The organism is Rhizobium sullae (assembly GCF_025200715.1).
In the GTDB taxonomy this organism is placed as follows: Bacteria; Pseudomonadota; Alphaproteobacteria; order Rhizobiales; family Rhizobiaceae; genus Rhizobium; species Rhizobium sullae.
The window spans coordinates 319,438-338,083 of sequence record NZ_CP104143.1 but is presented as its reverse complement, the minus strand read 5'-3'; the positions used below and the strand labels follow the sequence as shown (position 1 = coordinate 338,083).

General features: G+C 60.3%; 13 protein-coding genes. 4 read left to right on the top strand and 9 right to left on the bottom strand.

Annotation, left to right across the window (positions count from 1 at the left end; translation table 11 throughout):
* Nucleotides 1-93: 93 nt before the first annotated feature.
* The gene (locus N2599_RS01660; RefSeq protein WP_027509935.1) at nucleotides 94-2,046 is read right to left on the bottom strand and encodes an acetoacetate--CoA ligase; all 1,953 of its coding nucleotides are present in this window, start codon (nucleotides 2,044-2,046) and stop codon (nucleotides 94-96) included.
* 162 nt (nucleotides 2,047-2,208) lie between these two features.
* Here N2599_RS01660 and N2599_RS01655 point away from each other — a divergent pair, with 162 nt between their 5' ends.
* Entirely contained in the window at nucleotides 2,209-4,098 is a 1,890-nt protein-coding gene (locus N2599_RS01655) for an AsmA family protein (RefSeq protein WP_027509934.1), read from the top strand.
* A gap of 1 nt (nucleotide 4,099) precedes the next feature.
* On the opposite strand, the gene N2599_RS01650 is transcribed toward N2599_RS01655, so the two are convergent.
* The 5 genes from N2599_RS01650 to N2599_RS01630 all read right to left on the bottom strand — a co-directional run bounded on the left by N2599_RS01650 (nucleotide 4,100) and on the right by N2599_RS01630 (nucleotide 9,724).
* Nucleotides 4,100-4,918, bottom strand: coding sequence for an ABC transporter permease (locus N2599_RS01650; RefSeq protein WP_027509933.1), 819 nt, complete (start codon nucleotides 4,916-4,918; stop codon nucleotides 4,100-4,102).
* A gap of 3 nt (nucleotides 4,919-4,921) precedes the next feature.
* Nucleotides 4,922-5,833: an ABC transporter permease subunit gene (locus N2599_RS01645; protein WP_027509932.1), complete on the bottom strand. Its 912-nt coding sequence runs from the start codon at nucleotides 5,831-5,833 to the stop codon at nucleotides 4,922-4,924.
* A gap of 3 nt (nucleotides 5,834-5,836) precedes the next feature.
* Nucleotides 5,837-6,979: an ABC transporter ATP-binding protein gene (locus N2599_RS01640; RefSeq protein WP_027509931.1), complete on the bottom strand. Its 1,143-nt coding sequence runs from the start codon at nucleotides 6,977-6,979 to the stop codon at nucleotides 5,837-5,839.
* A 95-nt stretch (nucleotides 6,980-7,074) separates the two neighbouring features.
* Nucleotides 7,075-8,172 carry a polyamine ABC transporter substrate-binding protein gene (locus N2599_RS01635; protein WP_027509930.1) on the bottom strand — a complete coding sequence of 366 codons (1,098 nt, stop codon included), beginning with the start codon at nucleotides 8,170-8,172 and terminating at the stop codon, nucleotides 7,075-7,077.
* A gap of 139 nt (nucleotides 8,173-8,311) precedes the next feature.
* Entirely contained in the window at nucleotides 8,312-9,724 is a 1,413-nt protein-coding gene (locus N2599_RS01630; protein ID WP_027509929.1) for a helix-turn-helix domain-containing protein, read from the bottom strand.
* Between the two features lie 185 nt (nucleotides 9,725-9,909).
* Between N2599_RS01630 and aceA the strand changes: the two genes are divergently transcribed.
* The 3 genes from aceA to N2599_RS01615 all read left to right on the top strand — a co-directional run bounded on the left by aceA (nucleotide 9,910) and on the right by N2599_RS01615 (nucleotide 12,656).
* On the top strand, nucleotides 9,910-11,199 hold the full coding sequence (gene aceA / locus N2599_RS01625; protein WP_027509928.1) for an isocitrate lyase: 1,290 nt from the start codon (nucleotides 9,910-9,912) through the stop codon (nucleotides 11,197-11,199).
* Between the two features lie 22 nt (nucleotides 11,200-11,221).
* The gene (locus tag N2599_RS01620; protein WP_027509927.1) at nucleotides 11,222-11,458 is read left to right on the top strand and encodes an SMc00767 family acetate metabolism repressor; all 237 of its coding nucleotides are present in this window, start codon (nucleotides 11,222-11,224) and stop codon (nucleotides 11,456-11,458) included.
* Between the two features lie 106 nt (nucleotides 11,459-11,564).
* Complete coding sequence (locus N2599_RS01615; protein WP_027509926.1) at nucleotides 11,565-12,656, top strand: helix-turn-helix transcriptional regulator; 1,092 nt, start codon at nucleotides 11,565-11,567, stop codon at nucleotides 12,654-12,656.
* Between the two features lie 2 nt (nucleotides 12,657-12,658).
* Here N2599_RS01615 and N2599_RS01610 read toward each other — a convergent pair whose 3' ends face one another.
* From N2599_RS01610 to N2599_RS01600, 3 genes are all read right to left on the bottom strand, one after another.
* Nucleotides 12,659-13,528: a LysR family transcriptional regulator gene (locus tag N2599_RS01610; protein WP_027509925.1), complete on the bottom strand. Its 870-nt coding sequence runs from the start codon at nucleotides 13,526-13,528 to the stop codon at nucleotides 12,659-12,661.
* A 303-nt stretch (nucleotides 13,529-13,831) separates the two neighbouring features.
* A complete protein-coding gene (locus N2599_RS01605; RefSeq protein WP_027509924.1) occupies nucleotides 13,832-15,676 on the bottom strand; it encodes a methyl-accepting chemotaxis protein in 1,845 nt (614 codons plus the stop codon).
* Between the two features lie 213 nt (nucleotides 15,677-15,889).
* A complete protein-coding gene (locus N2599_RS01600; RefSeq protein ID WP_027509923.1) occupies nucleotides 15,890-18,421 on the bottom strand; it encodes a methyl-accepting chemotaxis protein in 2,532 nt (843 codons plus the stop codon).
* Nucleotides 18,422-18,646: the final 225 nt, after the last annotated feature.

Below are 18,646 nucleotides of genomic sequence, written 5' to 3'. Positions count from 1 at the left end.
TTACCTTTGACAAACCTTTCTTAATAAAAGGTTTCCTGGCCGATGAAGCTATGAACGGTGAAAGCTTGTAGTTTCCACTGCATTTGATTGAAGTCAGAAGCGCAATTCCTCGAGCCCGACGAACAGGTCGAGCGCCTCGGGATTGGCGAGCGCCTCCTTGTTCTTCACCGGCCGGCCATGCACGACCTCGCGCACCGCCAGCTCGACGATCTTGCCGGATTTCGTGCGCGGAATATCAGGGACCGCGATGATCTTCGCCGGCACATGGCGCGGCGAGGTGCCGGTGCGGATGCGGCTCTTGATGGCTTTGACGAGTTCGTCCGTCAAGGCTGCACCCGGCGCGAGGCGAACGAAAAGCACCACGCGCACATCGTCCTCCCAATCCTGGCCGATGCAGAGCGCTTCGGCCACTTCCTCCATTTGCTCGACCTGATTGTAGATCTCGGCGGTGCCGATTCGCACACCGCCGGGGTTCAGCGTCGCGTCGGAGCGGCCATGAATGACGAGACCCCCATGCTCGGTCCATTCGGCAAAATCGCCATGACACCAGACATTGTCGAAGCGCTCGAAATAGGCCGCCTTGTATTTCGCGCCGTCCGGATCGTTCCAGAAGCCGGCCGGCATCGACGGGAAGGCCTTAGTGCAGACCAGTTCACCCTTCTGTTGGCGGACGGGCTTGCCTTCATCGTCCCATACGTCGACGGCAAGGCCGAGGCCCGCTCCCTGAATTTCGCCGCGCCAGACAGGCTGCAGCGGATTGCCGAGCACGAAGCAGGAGACGATATCCGTGCCGCCCGAGATCGAGGCCAGCTGGATGTCTTCTTTGATGCCCTCGTAGACGAAGGTGAAGCCTTCGGGCGAAAGGGGCGATCCCGTGGATGTCATCAGACGCAGGCTCGAAAGATCGTGGGTGGTCCGCGGCGTCAGCCCGCCCTTGCGCACCGCATCGATATATTTTGCGGACGTGCCGAAGACCGCGAATTTTTCAGCCTGCGCATAATCGAACAACACATTGCCGTCCGGCGCGAAGGGCGAGCCGTCGAACAGGCAGAGCGTGACGCCGGTGGCAAGGCCGCTCATCAGCCAATTCCACATCATCCAGCCGCATGTGGTGAAATAGAAGAGCTTTTCGCCCCGCTTCAAACCGCAATGCAGCACATGCTCCTTCAGATGCTGCAGCAGCGTGCCGCCGGCGGAATGAACGATGCATTTTGGCACGCCGGTGGTGCCGGAGGAGAAGAGAATATAAAGCGGATGCTCAAAAGGAAGCCGCACGAACTCGACGGCTTTGGGCTGGTACGGCCTAATGAATTCTTCCAGCGTCTTTGATTTGGGCGTTTCGCCCGCAACCGCTGCGGCATCGCCGGCATAGCGGACAACCACCGCCGGAGCGCCGAGGCTCTTTGCGACCGCAGCAACCTTCGCCTTAACGTCCTGCAGCTTGCCACCATACCAATAGGCGTCGCAGGCAATGAATAGCTTGGGGCCGATTTGACCGAAGCGGTCGAGGACACCCTGTTCGCCAAAATCCGGTGAACAGGACGACCAGATGGCGCCAATCGAAGCGGCAGCCAGCATGCAGGCGACCGTTTCCGGCATGTTCGGCATCATCGCGGCGATGCGATCCCCCTCGCCGATACCAAGCGCGCGATAGGCCTGCTGCAGCCGTGATACGAGCGCGTGGAGCCGGTCCCACGACCAGCGATATTCGACTTTGTCCTCGCCGCGGAAGACGATTGCGTCAGCCGGCCCTTCGCTCGATAGCAGGTTCTCGGCGAAATTCAGTTTCGCATCAGGAAAGAAGCGAGCCTTGAGCATGAGATCGCCATCGGCGAGCGCTCGTGCGCCTTGCTCCCCCTTCACGCCACAGAATGCCCAAACCGAGGTCCAGAACTTTTCGCGCTCAGCGATCGACCAAGCGTGAAGGTCCGGATAGGTTTCGAGCTTCAGACCAAACTCGGCGTTGCAGCGCTGCATGAAGGCATGCATCGGGCTTGCTTCAATCGACTCTCTCGAAGGTACCCAAAGCGGCACTGTATCACTCATTCAATCTCCTCCCCTATTATTTGCTATATACCATGCTGCACCGCATTATAAAGTGTGCATCGCCCCGGACGCGGCTCTCCGGATTTGCATCTATCCGCCGTTTCATATATCCGGCGAAATCAGCACATAACGGATAAGCAGCTGAAAATACTGGCGGAGCTTATGGGTACGTCAAGACAACCAAAATGGCGGCGCAAGATGATACCCGTTTCCCGCTGGCTGCCCGGGTTTGCGCGGGTTGCAACTGGCCTTCTCCTTATTGCCGCTATCGTTTTCGTGGCGCTGCGCGTCGCAGCCCCCTACCTCGTTTCGAGCGGGCTGGTGCGCTCCGGCATCGAGGACGTCGTGTCGAAATGGACCGGCTATCAGGCCGAAATCAAGGGCACGCCAGTCCTGGAATTCTGGCCGTCGCCGCGCATCAGGTTGAATGAGATCACCATCCGGCAGCCTGAAGGCAGCGGCAACAAGCTGCTCGGCACGATCGAGAGCCTTTCGGCCGATTTCAGCCTCATCGACGCCATTCGCGGCCGTGCCAGCTTTCACGAGTTCCATCTGCTGCGCCCCAATCTTTCCCTTACGCGCGACCAGCAAGGGCTGATCGACTGGACCTATGCGGGGCAGCTTGCGAAGGCGATCGACGGCGCGCGCCAGGAAGGCGGTACCGAAATCCTCGATCAAAGGCTCGACGCAACCATCGGTGCAATCACCGTCGAGGACGGCACGCTCAATGTCGCCGATCTTGCGAGCGGCAAGACCTATCATTTCGAAGGCGTAACCGCCGATATCACCTGGCCGCGGCTTTCAAGCCAGATGACGGCGGTGCTGATCGCGAGAACGAGCGGCGAAGACCTGAAGCTCGACTTCTCTTCCAACAGCCCGCTACTGATTTTCGGCGGCAAGGTTGCTCAGATCAAAACCGCGCTCACCTCCAGGCTCATAACGGCAGAATTCACCGGTATTGGCGGTATCTCCAGCCTCGCCGGACTGTCCGGCAACACGGCGGTCAATATTCCGGACCTGCCAGCGCTATTGGCCTGGTCCGGCAAATCCATTCCGGGCATCGAGACGCTGAGATCGTTTTCGATCGAGAGCGATGTATTTTCCGCCGCCAATGGACTGCGCTTCAATGAAGTCGCGCTTGGGCTCAACGATGCGAATGCGACCGGCGTCATGGACATTTCCGTTGGCACGAACGCGCGGGCAAAGCTCGGCGGCACGCTGGCCTTCGACCATATGAACCTCAAGCCCTTCTTCGACGCCTTTGCCCTTCGTCTGGCCGCTGGCGAGGCAGGCGCGCCGGAAGACGGCGGTCCGCTGCAAAAGCTTGATGTCGACCTCAGGCTTTCCGCCAAGGGAATGCAGCTTCCGCCTTTCCAGCTCTCCGATGTCGGGGCAAGCATCATCGTTTCCAGCAACGAGGCCAAATTCGATATCGGCGACAGCCAGTTCGAAGGCGGCGAAATGACGGCGCATCTCGAGGCAATGCGCGGGGACTTCGACGGCGGCGGCAAGCTGCAAGTTTTGATCCGCGGCGCCGATTTTGCGGGGTTGACCGAGCGGCTACAGTTGAAGGGTCCGCTACCGCTCGCGAGCGGATCGCTCGACATTTCGCTGAAAACCAGCAAGCCAATCTGGACGGCAGGCGCTGCCGACGTGAGCGGACAGCTGACGTTCCATGGCAACGCGGGCTCGATTGCCGGTCTTGACGCCGAAGCCATCCGAAGCCAGGCCGCGCTGCAGAAATTCTTCCCGCTGAGTGCCGTTTCGGGCCGGGCATTCGACTTCAACGGTATCGACATAAGCGCTACCCTCGCGGATGGCTCGGCGGAGCTTCGCGGCGTCAGCGTTCAAGGCGCAGACGAGACGCTGACCCTTTCGGGCATCATCCCATATGAATCCAACGGACTGGCCCTTTCCGGATCGCTGCAGGCGACGGATGCCGCCAAAACGGCAGAATTGCCGCCCCTGCCGTTCTTCGTCGGCGGCTCTTGGCCGAATCCGGTGATTTCGCCGGTGCCGGTGATCGATCAGCAGGCTCCCGGCGTCCAGTGATTCAGGCGGCGTTCGCCGCCGTACGCTCATCGCGCTCCCGCTGCACCTCGCGGCGCTTGGTTACGATCGAGGCGCAGATGACGCCAAACGTCACGACGCCGATCAGGATCGTGCAGACCGCGTTGATTTCAGGGGTCACGCCAAGACGGACCTGGCTATAAATTCGCATCGGCAGGGTCGTGGCGCCCGGACCTGACGTAAAGCTCGCAATCACAAGGTCGTCGAGCGACAGCGTAAAGGCCAGAATCCAGCCAGAGAAGACGGCAGGCGCAATGATCGGCAGCGTCACCTCGAAGAAAGTCCGAACCGGCGGAGCGCCGAGGTCCTGCGCCGCTTCTTCGATCGAATGATCGAAACTCACCAAGCGCGACTGCACGACGACCGCCACGAAGCACATCGTCAGCGTCGTATGCGCCAGCGTGATCGTCCAAAAGCCACGGTCAAATCCGATCGCCACGAAGAGCAGGAGCAGCGAAAGACCCGTAATCACCTCCGGCATGACGAGCGGCGCGTAGACCATCCCTGAGAAAAGCATGCGGCCGCGAAAGCGCCGATAGCGCACGAGCGTGAGCGCCGCGAGCGTGCCGAGAACCGTCGCCAGCGTGGCGGAGAGCACGCCGACGCGCACCGTCACCCAGGCGGCATCGAGCAGCGCCTGATTATACAGCAACTGCGTGTACCATTTCGTCGAGAAGCCGCCCCAGACGGTGACGAGTTTCGACTCGTTGAACGAGAAGATCACGAGCAGCACGATCGGCAGATAGAGGAAGGCAAAGCCGAGCGTGATCGAGACGATATTGAAGCGGGTCCATTGCAGCATGGCTTACCTCCCCTGCTCGTCGGCTTTGGCTTGCGCGTTCTGGAAGAAGACGATCGGGATCACCAGGATCAAAAGCAGGATCGTCGCCACCGCGGAGGAGACCGGCCAATCGCGGTTCGAATTGAACTCGCTCCAAAGCGTCTTGCCGATCATCAGCGTCTGCGATCCGCCGAGCAAGTCGGGGATGACGAATTCGCCGACGGCCGGGATGAAAACCAGCATGCAGCCGGCGATAACACCGGGTAGCGACAGTCGGAACGTGACGCGCCAGAAGGCCGTGATCGGCGGGCAGCCGAGATCCTGCGCGGCCTCGACCAAGGTGCCGTCCATCTTCTCCAGCGAGGAATAGAGTGGCAGCACCATGAACGGCAGGTAGGAGTATATGATGCCGATATAGACCGCGATGTTGGTGTTCAGGATGATGAGCGGACTGTCGATGATGCCGCTGGCGAGCAGCACCTGGTTCAGCAAGCCTTCCGGCTTCAGGATCGCGATCCAGGCGTAGACGCGGATCAGGAAGCTCGTCCAGAACGGCAGGATAACGAGCATGAGCAGTGTCGGGCGAATGCTGCGCGGGGCCTGCGCCATGCCATAGGCGATCGGATAAGCGATGAGCAGTGTGAGAAAAGTCGAAATCCCGGCAATGACGACGCTCGAGACATAGGCGTTGAAATACAGCGGATCATCGATGAGATAGTTGTAATTGTCGAAGGACAAGGTCGATACCTTGTCCCAGAAGCCGGCCCAGCCGTCGCCGGGCGAGAAGACGGGCATATAGGGCGGCATCGCGATCGCCGTCGTCGACATCGAGATGCGGAAGACGATGAAGAACGGCGCGAGGAAGAAGATGAGCAGCCAGGCATAGGGAATGATGATCACAAGGCGGCTGTAGATCGCGGAACCGAGCTTGCCCATGGATCAATCCCTCAGAAGCACGCCGGCATCATCGGCGAAGGAGATCCAGACTTCCTGATCGTATGTGAAGGGATCGTCGACCGCGCGCTGCGCGTTGAGCGAGGAGGCCTTCACGACCTTGCCGCTCTTCAGCTTGACGTGGAAGACCGTCATGTCGCCGAGGTAGCCGATGTCCCAGAGTTCACCGGAAGCCGCATTGACGGATGGGTTTGGCGGCGGATGACGGAGCACCTTCAGTTTTTCCGGACGGACCGCAAAGCCGGCGTTGCTGCCCTTTGCAGGCTTGTCAGATGTCGCGACCTTGATGGTAAAGCCGCTCTCGACCGCAATCTCGACTGTGTCGCCTTCGGCGGCGGTCACCTGGCCGTCGAAGATGTTCACATCGCCGATGAAATCCGCAACGAATCGCGAGTTCGGCGCCTCGTAGATTTCCGCCGGCGTCGCCACCTGGACGACCTTGCCGTGGCTCATAACGGCGATGCGATCCGCCATCGTCATCGCCTCTTCTTGGTCATGCGTCACGACGACGAAGGTGAGGCCGAGATTCTGCTGAAGATCCATGAGCTCGAACTGCGTTTCCTCGCGCAGCTTCTTATCGAGCGCGCCGAGCGGTTCGTCGAGCAGCAGCACTTTCGGACGCTTGGCGAGCGAGCGGGCGAGCGCCACGCGCTGACGCTGCCCGCCGGAAAGCTGGTTCGGTTTGCGGGAGGCGAACTGCTCCAACTTCACCATCTTCAGCATCTGCAAAACGCGCTCGATAATCTCGTCCTTCGGCATGCCGTCCTGGCGAAGGCCGAAGGCGATGTTCTTCTCTACCGTCATGTGGGGAAAGAGCGCGTAGGACTGGAACATCATGTTGACGGGCCGCCTGTAGGGCGGGGTACCTGCCAGGTTCGTGCCATCGAGGATCACTTCGCCGGAGGTCGGCTGCTCGAAGCCCGCCAGCATGCGCAACAGTGTCGACTTGCCGCAACCCGATGCACCAAGCAATGCAAAGAACTCGCGATGATAGATATTCAGCGACAGATCATTCACGGCGGTAAAATCGCCGAACTTCTTCGTCACGTTCTTGAAGGAGATAAACGGTTTGGAAGCCGGATCGGCCCAAGGCGCGAAGGTGCGGCGAATATTGCCAAGTGACTTCATTTGGTTCCCCGAGACATGATTTGAGAACCGGCCCTGCCCACAGCCGGCAGCCGTCAAGAAAAGGCCCGGGCGTTTCCGTCCGGGCCTGAATTTCCTTATTGGCCGGTGACGACTTTCGTCCAGAGCCGGGTCGCGGTGCGCTGCGTTTTCGGCTCCCAGGGCGAGACCGTGAAGAGCTTCTTCATCACGTCTTCGGTCGGATAGATCGCCGGATCTTCGAGCACGTCCTTGCTGATGAACTGCTGGGAAGTCTTGTTGCCGTTGGCGTAGAAGACATAGTCGGTCGCCTTGGCGATGACCTCCGGCTTCATGATGTAGTTCAGAAACTCGTGCGCTTCGGCAGCATGCGGCGCATCGGCGGGGATCGCCATCATGTCGAACCACATCTGGGCGCCCTGAGACGGGATCGAGTAGTTGACCTCGACATTATTATTGGCTTCGGCAGCGCGGTCGCGGGCCTGCAGCATATCGCCGGAATAACCGAAGGCGATGCAGATGTCGCCGTTGGCGAGCGCATTGATATATTCGGACGAGTGGAACTTGCGGACGAAAGGACGGATGGAGGTCATCAAGTCCTCAGCTTTCTTGAAGTCATCCGCGCTGGTCGTGTTCGGATCGACGCCGAGATACTGGAAGGCAGCAGAAAGGACATCCTTCGGCGCATCGAGCAGATAGATGCCGCAATCCTTGAACTTCTCGGCAACCTTCGGATCGAAGATCACTTCGAGCCCCGGCGTGGCGTCAGGCCCGAGAATTTCGGCAACCTTTTTGACGTTGTAGCCGATGCCGTTCGTGCCCCACATGTAGTCGATGGCGTACTCGTTGCCCGGATCATACTGCGCCGTGCGCTGCTGGATCACATCCCACATGTTGGAAATGTTCGGCAGCTTCGACTTGTCGAGCTTCTGGAAAACACCGGCCTGGATCTGGCGCTGCAGGAAGTCTGCGGTCGGCACGACGACGTCATAGCCGCTGCCCCCCGCAAGAAGCTTCGTCTCGAGCGTCTCGTTGGAATCGAAGGTGTCGTAGACAACCTTGATGCCGGTTTGCTTGGTGAAATCCTCGAGGATGGAACTGTCGATATAGTCCGACCAGTTATAGACGTTGACGACGCGCTCCTGCGCGAAGCCCGGCGCCGCAGCGAAAACGGCAACGACGGCCGTGGCCGCAAGTCTTGCGATTCTTGACCTCATATTATCTCCTGTCCGTTCTTATTATTGGCAATTGCAGGCATCACCCCGGACACCTTTTCCCTCTGGATTTTGGATTAGAGTAGAAAGGATTCTGTGAGGCGACAAGCGCAAAATCCTGCACTCTCAATGATTTCACCGATCACTGAAAATCGAAGGCACCGAGCCCCGCCACCATCTCATCTAAGCCAAGCGGGCGAGTGACAGGCGGCTCGGCACGCGCAAGACAGCCCTTCCTTTCGCAGAGGCGGCAGGCCGGCCCGATTGCCACCGGATGCGGGGTCTCAGAAAGGGCCTGGCCATATGTCGTGCTGTCTTTGAACGCGATGTCGCAGCCGAGCAGAACTGCAGTACGCCGGACCCGTTCGCCAAAGGGCGCATGCGGCCCTTCGAGCGTCCGCGCTATGGTAAGATAAGCGGAGCCATCCGGCATCTCGGCAGCCTCGGCCAGAACCTGGCCCGGCTGGAGAAAGGCAGGATGGATGTTGAGCTTCGGACAGCCGCCGCCGAAGCGGGCATGCGGAAAACCTGCCGCTCCGCCCCGCCGCAGCCGATGGCCCGCGGTATCGATCTCCATGATAAAGAACGGAACGCTGGCGTTCGCCGGTCGCTGCAGCATCGTCAACCGTGTCGCAGCCTGGCCGAACGAACAGCCGAAGCGAGCGCAGAGAATATCGATGTCGTAACGCGATGTCTTTGCTGCGGAGAGAAACGCGTCATAAGGCATCATCAGCGCAAGGGCTGCGTAACGCGCGAGCTCGAAGCGGGCAATGCGCCTCGCCTCCTGCGTCGAGAGGTTGAGTGTTTCCAGCTCTCGCATAATGGCTTCGCGAAGCGCGAGCATCGCGACCTCGACGGCGACTTCCTGGATCTGATCGGACGCCGCAAGGCGCTCCGAAATGAAAAGCCGCATCGAATGCCGGTCGAAGCGGCGGCGCAGATCGGGCATCACATGCACCGGCAGGATGCGGACGCTGATGCCGTGCTCCTTCTGCAACCAGCCCTTAAGGACCTGCGCGCGCTCACCCGCCGGCAGAGCGACGAAGAAAGCCTCAGCGGCCTCTTCAAGCGCGCCAAAATAGGCAGAACGGCGCTCCAGCACGTCGCGCACTTCATCTGCCGGCAGCCGCGCGCCGGCGGCCGGAGCCTGTCCGTCGCCAGCCATCAGGACTGTCAAGTCGGAGAGTCGCGCAGCCTGCTCGCGATAGGCACGATAGAGCTTCACGACGCCGCTTGCAGCATTGGGTGCGGCTTCGGCGACTTCGATGAGTTCCTGGTCTCCGGGTAGTTCGCCCGAAAGCAACGGATCGGCAAAGACTTCACGCAGCTGGGCGAGATTGTTTCCGGGCTCGCTCTGCAGTTCCTCCAGGTCGACCTTGTAGACCGACGCGAGCTTCAAGAGGAGTTGCACCGTCAATGGCCGCTGATTGCGCTCGATCAGGTTGAGGTAGGATGGCGAAATTCCCAATCCCTCGGCCATCGCCGTCTGGGTGATCGCCAAGCCGTTGCGAATGCGGCGAACTTTCGGACCGGCGAATATCTTCCGCTCGACCATTCGACACCTCCTAGATCGACATGAATTTACAAGCATTTACATATTTACAAACTTACCTTGTAAATGCTCCCGCAACCTAACCTCAATTTCCTCCCAAAAATCAAGCTTTCTCTGGCGGCTTCGAGGATTTTTGTAAATTATGTCACACAGCCGAATGAGGCACATTCATCGAGAAGGAGGAAATCGTGACAGAATTTGACAAGCTTATCCGCAATGCGCCGGCAGGCCGTTTCGACGGTATCGAGCGACCCTATTCGCCCGAGGACGTGAAGAGATTGCGGGGCTCCGTCGAACTCCGCTATTCGCTTGCCGAGATGGGGGCGAACCGGCTGTGGCAACTGCTGCATCAGGACGATTTCGTCAATGCGCTCGGTGCACTTTCGGGCAATCAGGCAATGCAGATGGTCCGTGCCGGGCTGAAAGCGATCTACCTCTCCGGCTGGCAGGTCGCAGCCGATGCGAATACGGCTTCGGCGATGTATCCCGACCAATCGCTCTATCCCGCCAATGCTGGACCGGAGCTCGCCAAGCGGATCAACCGCACGCTTCAGCGCGCCGACCAGATCGAGATATCGGAAGACCGCGAACTTTCCGTCGAAACATGGTTTGCGCCAATCGTTGCCGATGCTGAAGCCGGCTTCGGCGGACCGCTCAATGCCTTCGAGATCATGAAGGCCTATATCGAGGCCGGCGCTGCCGGTGTCCACTTCGAGGATCAGCTGGCATCGGAAAAGAAGTGCGGGCATCTCGGCGGCAAGGTGCTGATCCCGACGGCGGCGCACATCCGCAATCTGAACGCGGCGCGGCTTGCCGCAGACGTGATGGGTGTTCCGACCCTCGTCATTGCCCGCACGGATGCGGAAGCGGCCAAGCTTCTGACCTCGGACATCGACGAGCGCGACCAGCCTTTTGTCGATTACGATGCCGGCCGCACGGTCGAAGGCTTCTATCAGGTGCGCAATGGCCTCGATCCCTGCATCGCCCGTGCGGTTGCTTACGCCCCGCATTGCGATCTCATCTGGTGTGAAACGTCCAAGCCGGATCTGGAGCAGGCGCGGCGCTTTGCGGAGGGCGTGCACAAGGTCCATCCCGGCAAGCTGCTCGCCTACAACTGCTCGCCGTCGTTCAACTGGAAGAAAAACCTTGACGACGCGACGATCGCCAGGTTCCAGCGGGAGCTCGGCGCGATGGGCTACAAGTTCCAGTTCATCACGCTAGCCGGTTTCCACCAGCTGAACTTCGGCATGTACGAACTGGCACGCGGCTACAAGGACCGGCAGATGGCGGCCTATTCGGAACTGCAGCAGGCGGAGTTCGCCGCCGAGGCACAGGGCTACACCGCGACCAAGCACCAGCGCGAAGTCGGCACCGGCTATTTCGATGCCGTATCGCTCGCCATCACCGGCGGCAAGTCCTCGACCACTGCCATGAACGAATCGACCGAACATGCACAGTTCAAACCCGCAGCCGAGTAGCCACACCAAAGGAGAAAAGGCCATGGCTTCCATCGCACGTGTCCGCGAAAGAGCGGAAGAACAATCCTCCAGCATGAGCGCCGATCAGCAGACGATGATCCGCATGCTCGCAAACGATCTGCACAGGCTGAACCAGTCCGTCATGAAGGCCGTCGAGGCCGGGGTCTCGGTCGAGCTCGTGCGCTCCGCCCGCCACCATGGCGGAGACGGCAATTGGGGCGATCTCCTGATCCCTGTCATCGTCGCCAACAGGATGTAGGGATCAAAGATGGCGGTGCCGCGGCGCCGCCATCTGCGTTATTCGACGTATTTGTCACTGTCATGAAAGGCGGGCATAATAAGCATCCGCTCATATGAGATGTCTGATGCCCGCCACGACGCATGCCAATCTCGAATCTCTCACTGACCTGGTCTACGGCGCATTGTTTGGCGAAACGGACTGGCAGGACTTCCTCGACACCCTCAACACGAGGATGCCCGATGCGAAGACGACGCTCTTTTATCACGACAGCGTCGCGGGTGCCGGTGCCTTTTCGCTATGCTCAGGTTTGGACGGCTCCAGTCTGGACGACTACAACCGGTATTATTGCACCGTAAACCCGTGGATGCCGAAGGCAGCCGTCCGGCCGGTCGGCCTCGGCGTCATCGCGGACCAGATGCTGCCGCATGCCGAACTCGTCAAGACGGAATTCTACAACGAGTATCTGCGCAGCATCGGTTGCCGGAGCAGCGTCGGCGTGACGATTCTGCGCGAGAACAGCAGGTCCTTCAATCTCTCGACTCTGACATCGAGCACCGACACCGGCTTCAATCGCCTCAACGCGGATCTCCTGACACAACTCGCACCGCATTTGCAACGAGCCTTCGATTTCATGCGCAGGGAAAAAGCGAGCAATGAGACGGGCCGTTCGCTGTTCGACGCCATCGGTGTCGGCCTCGTCTATATCGGCGAAGGCTGCCAGATCCGGTCGATGAACCTTGCCGCGGAACAGATGTTCGCCGAAGATGCCGGGATCAGTGTCACGCCAACAGGACATCTCGTCTGCAGCGACCGGGATTTCCTCGAGCGTCTTACCTCCGCTTCACGCTACCGCGCTCCCGCCGCGGCAGAACCGTTCATCGCGAGATTCAGGTCTTCCTGCGCGTCGTTCAAATGCACGCTCGTGCGCCTTACGTCCGATTTGATGACCGAGTTCCTGCAGGGGCCGACGGCGGCACTCATCATCGAGCGCATGCCCGTGGCATGCCCTGAACTGAACGACCGTTTGTCCGCAAAGGAGCAACTGACCGCAGCCGAGCTGCGGATCGCCTCCTCCATCGCGGCAGGCCTTTCGCCGCGCGAGGCGGCCAGGCTGCATGGCATCAGCTACGAGACGGCCCGGACGCATCTGAAGAACATCTATTCCAAGCTCGGCGTGAACAGCCAGGTCGCGCTCGTGAGACGTCTGATGCCGTAGAATCAGCTGCGGCTGGCGCGCTTTCCGGCGAACAGATCAGCATAGCTTTTCAGCAGCTTTGTCATACGGTCGGCGACGGTGCGGATTTCCGGGCGGTGGCGATCCTCGTTGTTCAACACGATCCATTGCCGGTGGCGCAACTCCGTCAGTTCGCCGCCGAGCCGCTGCAGCTCCGGATCGAGATCACCCACGAAGCAGGGGAGCACCGCCTTTCCCGCACCGGCCCGGACGAGGTCCGGCAGCGAACGCGGCCTGTTGACCGTCGCAACGATGGGCTCCGACGCCTGGCGGTGCGGCCAGCGGAGATAGGCGGAAATGGCATCATCCTCGGCGACCGCAATCCAGCGGTTTTCGACCTCGCCGGCATTGCGCCGGACATAGACGGCATAGGCGACTTCCCCCAAAAGCCGAGCAGCGAGATTGGATTCGTCCGGCTCGAAGGCGCGAATGCCGATATCGCTCTCGCGGTAGGCGAGATTGGCGCGTGCCTCGCCGATCGTCAGCGCGATGTTGAAACCGTCGGCAGGCATGCGGATCGCGGAGAAGTTTTCGGTCAGCATCCAGGCAACCCAGGTTCCGGCTGCGATCTTTACCGTTACGCCTCCTTCGCCTGCCTGGCGCCAGGCATCCACCTTCCGGGCAGCGGCTTCCATCTCCTGAAGGTGGTCGAGGAGGATCTGGCCATCGGCCGTCAGGCGGTAGCCGGTCTGGCTGCGGGCGAAAAGCATCCGCCCCGTTTCCTGTTCCAGCTCAAGCATGCGCCGTCCAATCGTGGCTGGGCTCAAGCCGGTCGCCGCGCTCGCGCCGGTCAGCCCGCCGAGGCGCGCGACCTGCAAAAAAAGCTGATAGGAGTCCCATGCGGCGTTTTTCATTGATGAAAAACATAGCCGGATCTTCGATGTTTATGAAGCGATTTTTGATGTGTATTTGAAAGGATGTCTTTTAATGGAGGACATCACAATGATCGATCAGATCATGATTGCCAGTTTCCTCGGCCTTTCGCAGAGCTGCCAGCCCATCCAAAAACGTGCCAGGACTGAGGACGAATTCTACAGGGATTTTGGAAGCTCGCCTATCGTTAGCTTTGGCAGGTGGCTCAACAGCATCGGCGCAAAAAAGCAAAAGGACCGCGCGTTACCGGCGCGATCCTCCATACCATCAAGCTGCAGGCCCCATCAGGCTGCCCGCCTTGCCCGGCCGTGAGATTGTATCGACGCTTCGATGCGGAACTGCTGCAGCAGCCTCATCAGCGTGTCGGCCTCGTCGGCGAGCTGACGGCTTGCCTGTGTGGTTTCCTCGACCATCGAAGCGTTCTTCTGGGTCATCTGGTCCATGGCATTGACCGAACCGTTGACCTCCTGCAGCGCCGCCGACTGATCCTGGCTCGCGGTGGCGATGGTTTCGACGTGTTTGCTGATCGCAATGATCTCCTCGCTGATCGAAGCGAGCACGCTGCCGGTCTTCTGGACCAGCGCAGAGCCGACTGTGACCTCCTCGCTGGATTTCTCGATCAGGCCCTTGATCTCGCGGGCGGCATCGGCCGAGCGCTGCGCCAGTTCGCGGACTTCCTGAGCGACAACCGCAAAGCCCTTGCCCGCCTCGCCGGCGCGCGCCGCTTCGATACCGGCATTGAGGGCCAGGAGGTTCGTCTGGAAGGCGATGTCATCGATGACTTCGATGATCTGCTCGATCTGCCGCGACGCCTGCTCAATGCGGCCCATTGCGGCGACAGCGTCGCTGACGACCACTCCGGAGCTGTCGGCAGTCTTTTTCGTGGCGGTGACGGCGTTGTTGGCTTCGCGAGCGCGCTCAGCGGACGAGCGAACGGTCACGGTGATCTCTTCGACGGCAGCCGCCGTTTCTTCCAGGTTTGCCGCCTGCGCTTCCGTGCGCTTCGAAAGCTCGCCGGCAGAAGTCAGCATTTCTCCGCTGTTGCGCTGGATGGCATTGGCGTTCTCGCGGATCTTCACGAGGGTATCCTGCAGGCGGACAAGCGATGTGTTGAAGTCGACCCGAAGCTGCTCCAGCCGGCCAACGAACGGCGTCTCGATCGTCTCTGAGACATCGCCCTGGGCGAGGCGCCCGAGGCCAGCTGCAAGCTGGTTCACGGCGAAGTCGATCTGACCATCGAGCGAACGCTTATCGGCATCGTTGCGGGCACGCTCGGCTTCGCTCAGCGCGCGCTGTTCCGTAGCCTGCGTCTCGAGATCCTGCCGGGCGCGGGCGCTGTCGCGGAAGGCAACTAGGGCGCGGCCGATCTCGCCGAATTCGTTGTTCTTCTCAAGACAGGGGATCGTGCTGTCGAGTTTACCGGCGGAAATCGAGTGGACCGTTTCCGTCAGCGCAAGCAGCGGCCTCACGGACGCGCGGATCGCGAAGAAGGCAAGCATGCCGACAAACAGCATGACGGCAGCGCCGGCGCCGAGAACCATAGTCTGCAGATGATTGATGCGGGCGAAATAGACCTCCATCGGAATGCCGATGAAGAGGATGCCGACATTGGCGCCGGCCGCACTCTTGACCGGGAAGTAACCGGTCATGAAGTTCTTGCCGAAGAGCTGCGCGGGACCGTAGTAGGCCTTGCCGTTTGCGAGAACCGGCTGCGCCGGATGATCGGCGGCAAGCTTGGTGCCAACGGCACGGCTGCCGTCTTCCTTCTTCACATTGGTCGAAACGCGGACATAGTCGTTGCCCTGCTTCTGAAAGACTGTTGCAACGCCGGCAATTGATTGGGCCGTGCGATCGACGAGAGCGTGATCCTTGAGTTCGAGAATGCCATCTTCCGTCACGGAGAGAAGTTCGTCACCCGTGACACCGACAGCCGCATTCGCATCCGCGGCACCATAAAGCACCGCCATGGTGCGGCTTGCGCCTTTTGCGTCCGAAACGGCGCTTTCCATCACGTCGCGGCTGAGATTGTGATAGGTGACAGCGACGATCGCGGCGGTGCTGACGACGAGCAGAGCGAGCGTGATCGCAACAACCTGACGCACGATGGACGTCGAAAAGAAACGCGGCATGAAGGCCTCCGGTAAATACAACTATAGTAAGAATAGGCTAAAAGCGTTAAGGAATTCCTCGGTTTCCGGCTTCTTCAAAGGAAGCGTCCCCTTTCGCCTGCTGGGTAACAACTGGCGAGGTTCTGGAATGCGTAGACCGGCACAGCAAATTGCAACCATAGGAAAGCGGCCCCGGAAGCCGGAGCCGACTCGCGAATTGCAAGATGATGCCGATTATGCCGCGCGGTAGATCGCCGCCTCGGAACTTTCGCCGTCGATCTTGAACTGCTGGACGAGACCGAGGAGCGCATCCGCCTGACCGGCAAGCTCGCGGCTTGCGGCGGTCGTCTCTTCGACCATCGCGGCATTCTGCTGGGTCATCTGGTCCATCTGATTGACGGTCGAGTTGACTTCCTGCAGCCCGCTCGACTGGTCATGGCTTGCGCGGGCGATCATCTCGACATGCTGGCTGATCGTCACGATCTGGGCGCTGATCTTGGCAAGCACCGTGCCGGTCTCCTGAACGAACTGCGAGCCTGAGCTGACCTCCGTCGTCGACTTATTGATCAGGCCCTTGATTTCCTTTGCAGCAGCGGCGGAGCGCTGCGCCAGTTCACGGACTTCCATGGCAACGACCGCGAAGCCCTTGCCTGCGTCGCCGGCACGTGCGGCTTCGATGCCGGCATTCAGCGCCAGGAGGTTGGTCTGGAAGGCGATCTCGTCGATGACGCCGATGATCTGCTCGATCTTGCGGGACGCGTCCTCGATGCGGGTCATCGCATCGATGGCATTGCTGACGACCGTTGCCGAGTCGTCGGCGCTGCGCTTGGCCTGGCGAACGATCTGGTCGGCATCCTTGGCACGCTCTGCCGACGAACGGACAGTGACGGTGATCTGATCGACGGCCGCAGCCGTTTCCTCGAGAGAGGCGGCCTGATGCTCCGTCCGTTTCGCAAGGTCCTCGGCGGACTGCGCCATCTGATTGCCGTTGCCCTGAATCATTTCAACATTGTCGCGGATCTGGCTCATCGTTGCCTGGAGACGCAGCATCGAACCGTTGAAGTCCTGACGCAGCTGCTCGAGGCGGCCGATGAAAGGCGTTTCGATCGTGGTGGAGATGTCGCCCTGCGCCATCCGCTCAAGGCCGGCCGCAAGCTCGTTGACGGCGAACTCGATCTGGCGATCCATCTCGCGCTTTTCGGCGTCGTTGCGCTGGCGTTCCTGTTCGGCAGCCGCGCGCTCTTCTTCGCTCTCTTCCTCGATGCGGATCTTCGAGATCGCATTTTCCTTGAAAATGCCGAGGGCGCGGGCCATGTCGCCAATCTCATCGGACCGTTTTTCGCCGGAAATGCTGGTATCCAACGAACCGTCGGCGATGCGGCGCATGGCGGCCGTGATCTGGCCAATCGGACGCTGCAGCGTCAGCACGAGGGCGAAGCCGCCGATGATCGAAACGAGGATGCCGAGGCCGGTCGTCAGAACGGAGATGCTGTTTGCCTGCGTGCGCTCAGTTCCGGCCGACTGCTTCTGCAGCTCGGCGAAGGTGGTGAGTTGGCCCCAGACGCTGTCGAGCTGCTGACGGGCGGCTGCATAGTCGGTAGTACGCTGGGCGATCGTCGCGACCAGCTTTTCGCCGTCGCTGTCCATGGAAGCAAGTGCGGGCGACATGACGGCAACGATGTCTTCCGCGAAGTCCATGCCCTTGGCGCTTGCCAGCAATGTGTTGAGGTTGGTGCCAAGCGTCGTGATTTCCTGATGCAGGCGAACGCGGTTGTCCGGGTTCGGCTTGGCGGTGAAGTCGCCGAGCACCAGCTGCAGCGAATAGATGGAGGTCTCGAGGCGGCGAGTATCCTCTAGAACGGAGTTCGTCTGAGCAATGCGGCCGTCGAGTTCGACGAACGTCGTCGTCGCTTCCCGCATCATCTGCGTCGCCGTCAGCTGCGTATAGGTCGACATCTGGCGGAAGCGAGAAACGAGGCGGCCAAGGTTGGCTATCGCTTCGTCGGTCGCTGCATCAGGTGCCGCGGCCTGCGTCTTGAGGTCGCTGATCGTCTGGGCGATCGACTGCGTCATGCTCTTCTGGTTCTGCGGCACGGAGATTTCGATGAGGCGCTGAGCTTTGGCGATCTGCGGGATCGCGTCGGTGACGACTTTCAGCTTGTCGGCGGGCGCCTGCGCCTTGTTGAAGGCTGCCATGACGGAGGCAAGCGTATCGCCACCCTTCAACAGCCGGTCTGCGGCGCGGAGCGTCGCGGTGGCATTGCCTTCATCGTTGCGGATATTTTCCTGGAGCTGCTGTGCGTCGTAATTGACGTTGAACCGGCTGCTTATCAGCGTCTTCTGTGCGTCGTCGATCGACTTGCGGAGCGCCAGCTCCTGTTCATGAAGAGACCATAGCTTGCCGACGGTATCCGCAATCCCGGCCGTGCCGTTTGACGCGGCCTGCAGGTTTTCGCGGCCGTCCTTGTCGCCGATCTGGTCCAGGGTGGCTTTCAGCGTATCCTGCTGCGTCTTGATGTCGGCGTAGAGCTTGTCGCGCGCTTCCTGGTTGGTAACCTGCAGGAAATCGCCCATCGAACCATAGAGATCCTTGAAGCCGCTCAGCGATTGGAGAACGCTGTTCGAAATCTCCATGCGGCCCTGCAGCAGGCCGGAAGCATAGAGACCTGTCAGGCCAACGGCGGAAATGGCGACCACGAAAGGCAGGACGAAGATCAGGACCTTGGTCTTGATCTTGAAGCGCGAAAGAATCTTGTCAATAAACATGGCGATACCGGCCTTCCATACACCACTCCTCCCACCGGCTGAAATCGGCGCCGGCCGAGTGCATCGAGCTGACTGTGAGACACTGGGGAAACCCGAGGGGGTCAGGCGGCAATCATTGCCAAATCATCGCAAGCAGAATGCGGCGATGCCCAAACATTCGCGGTGAATGTGGCAGAGGATATCTTAATTTTCGGATAAGCTGATGCAATCGAATCCCATCGTTGC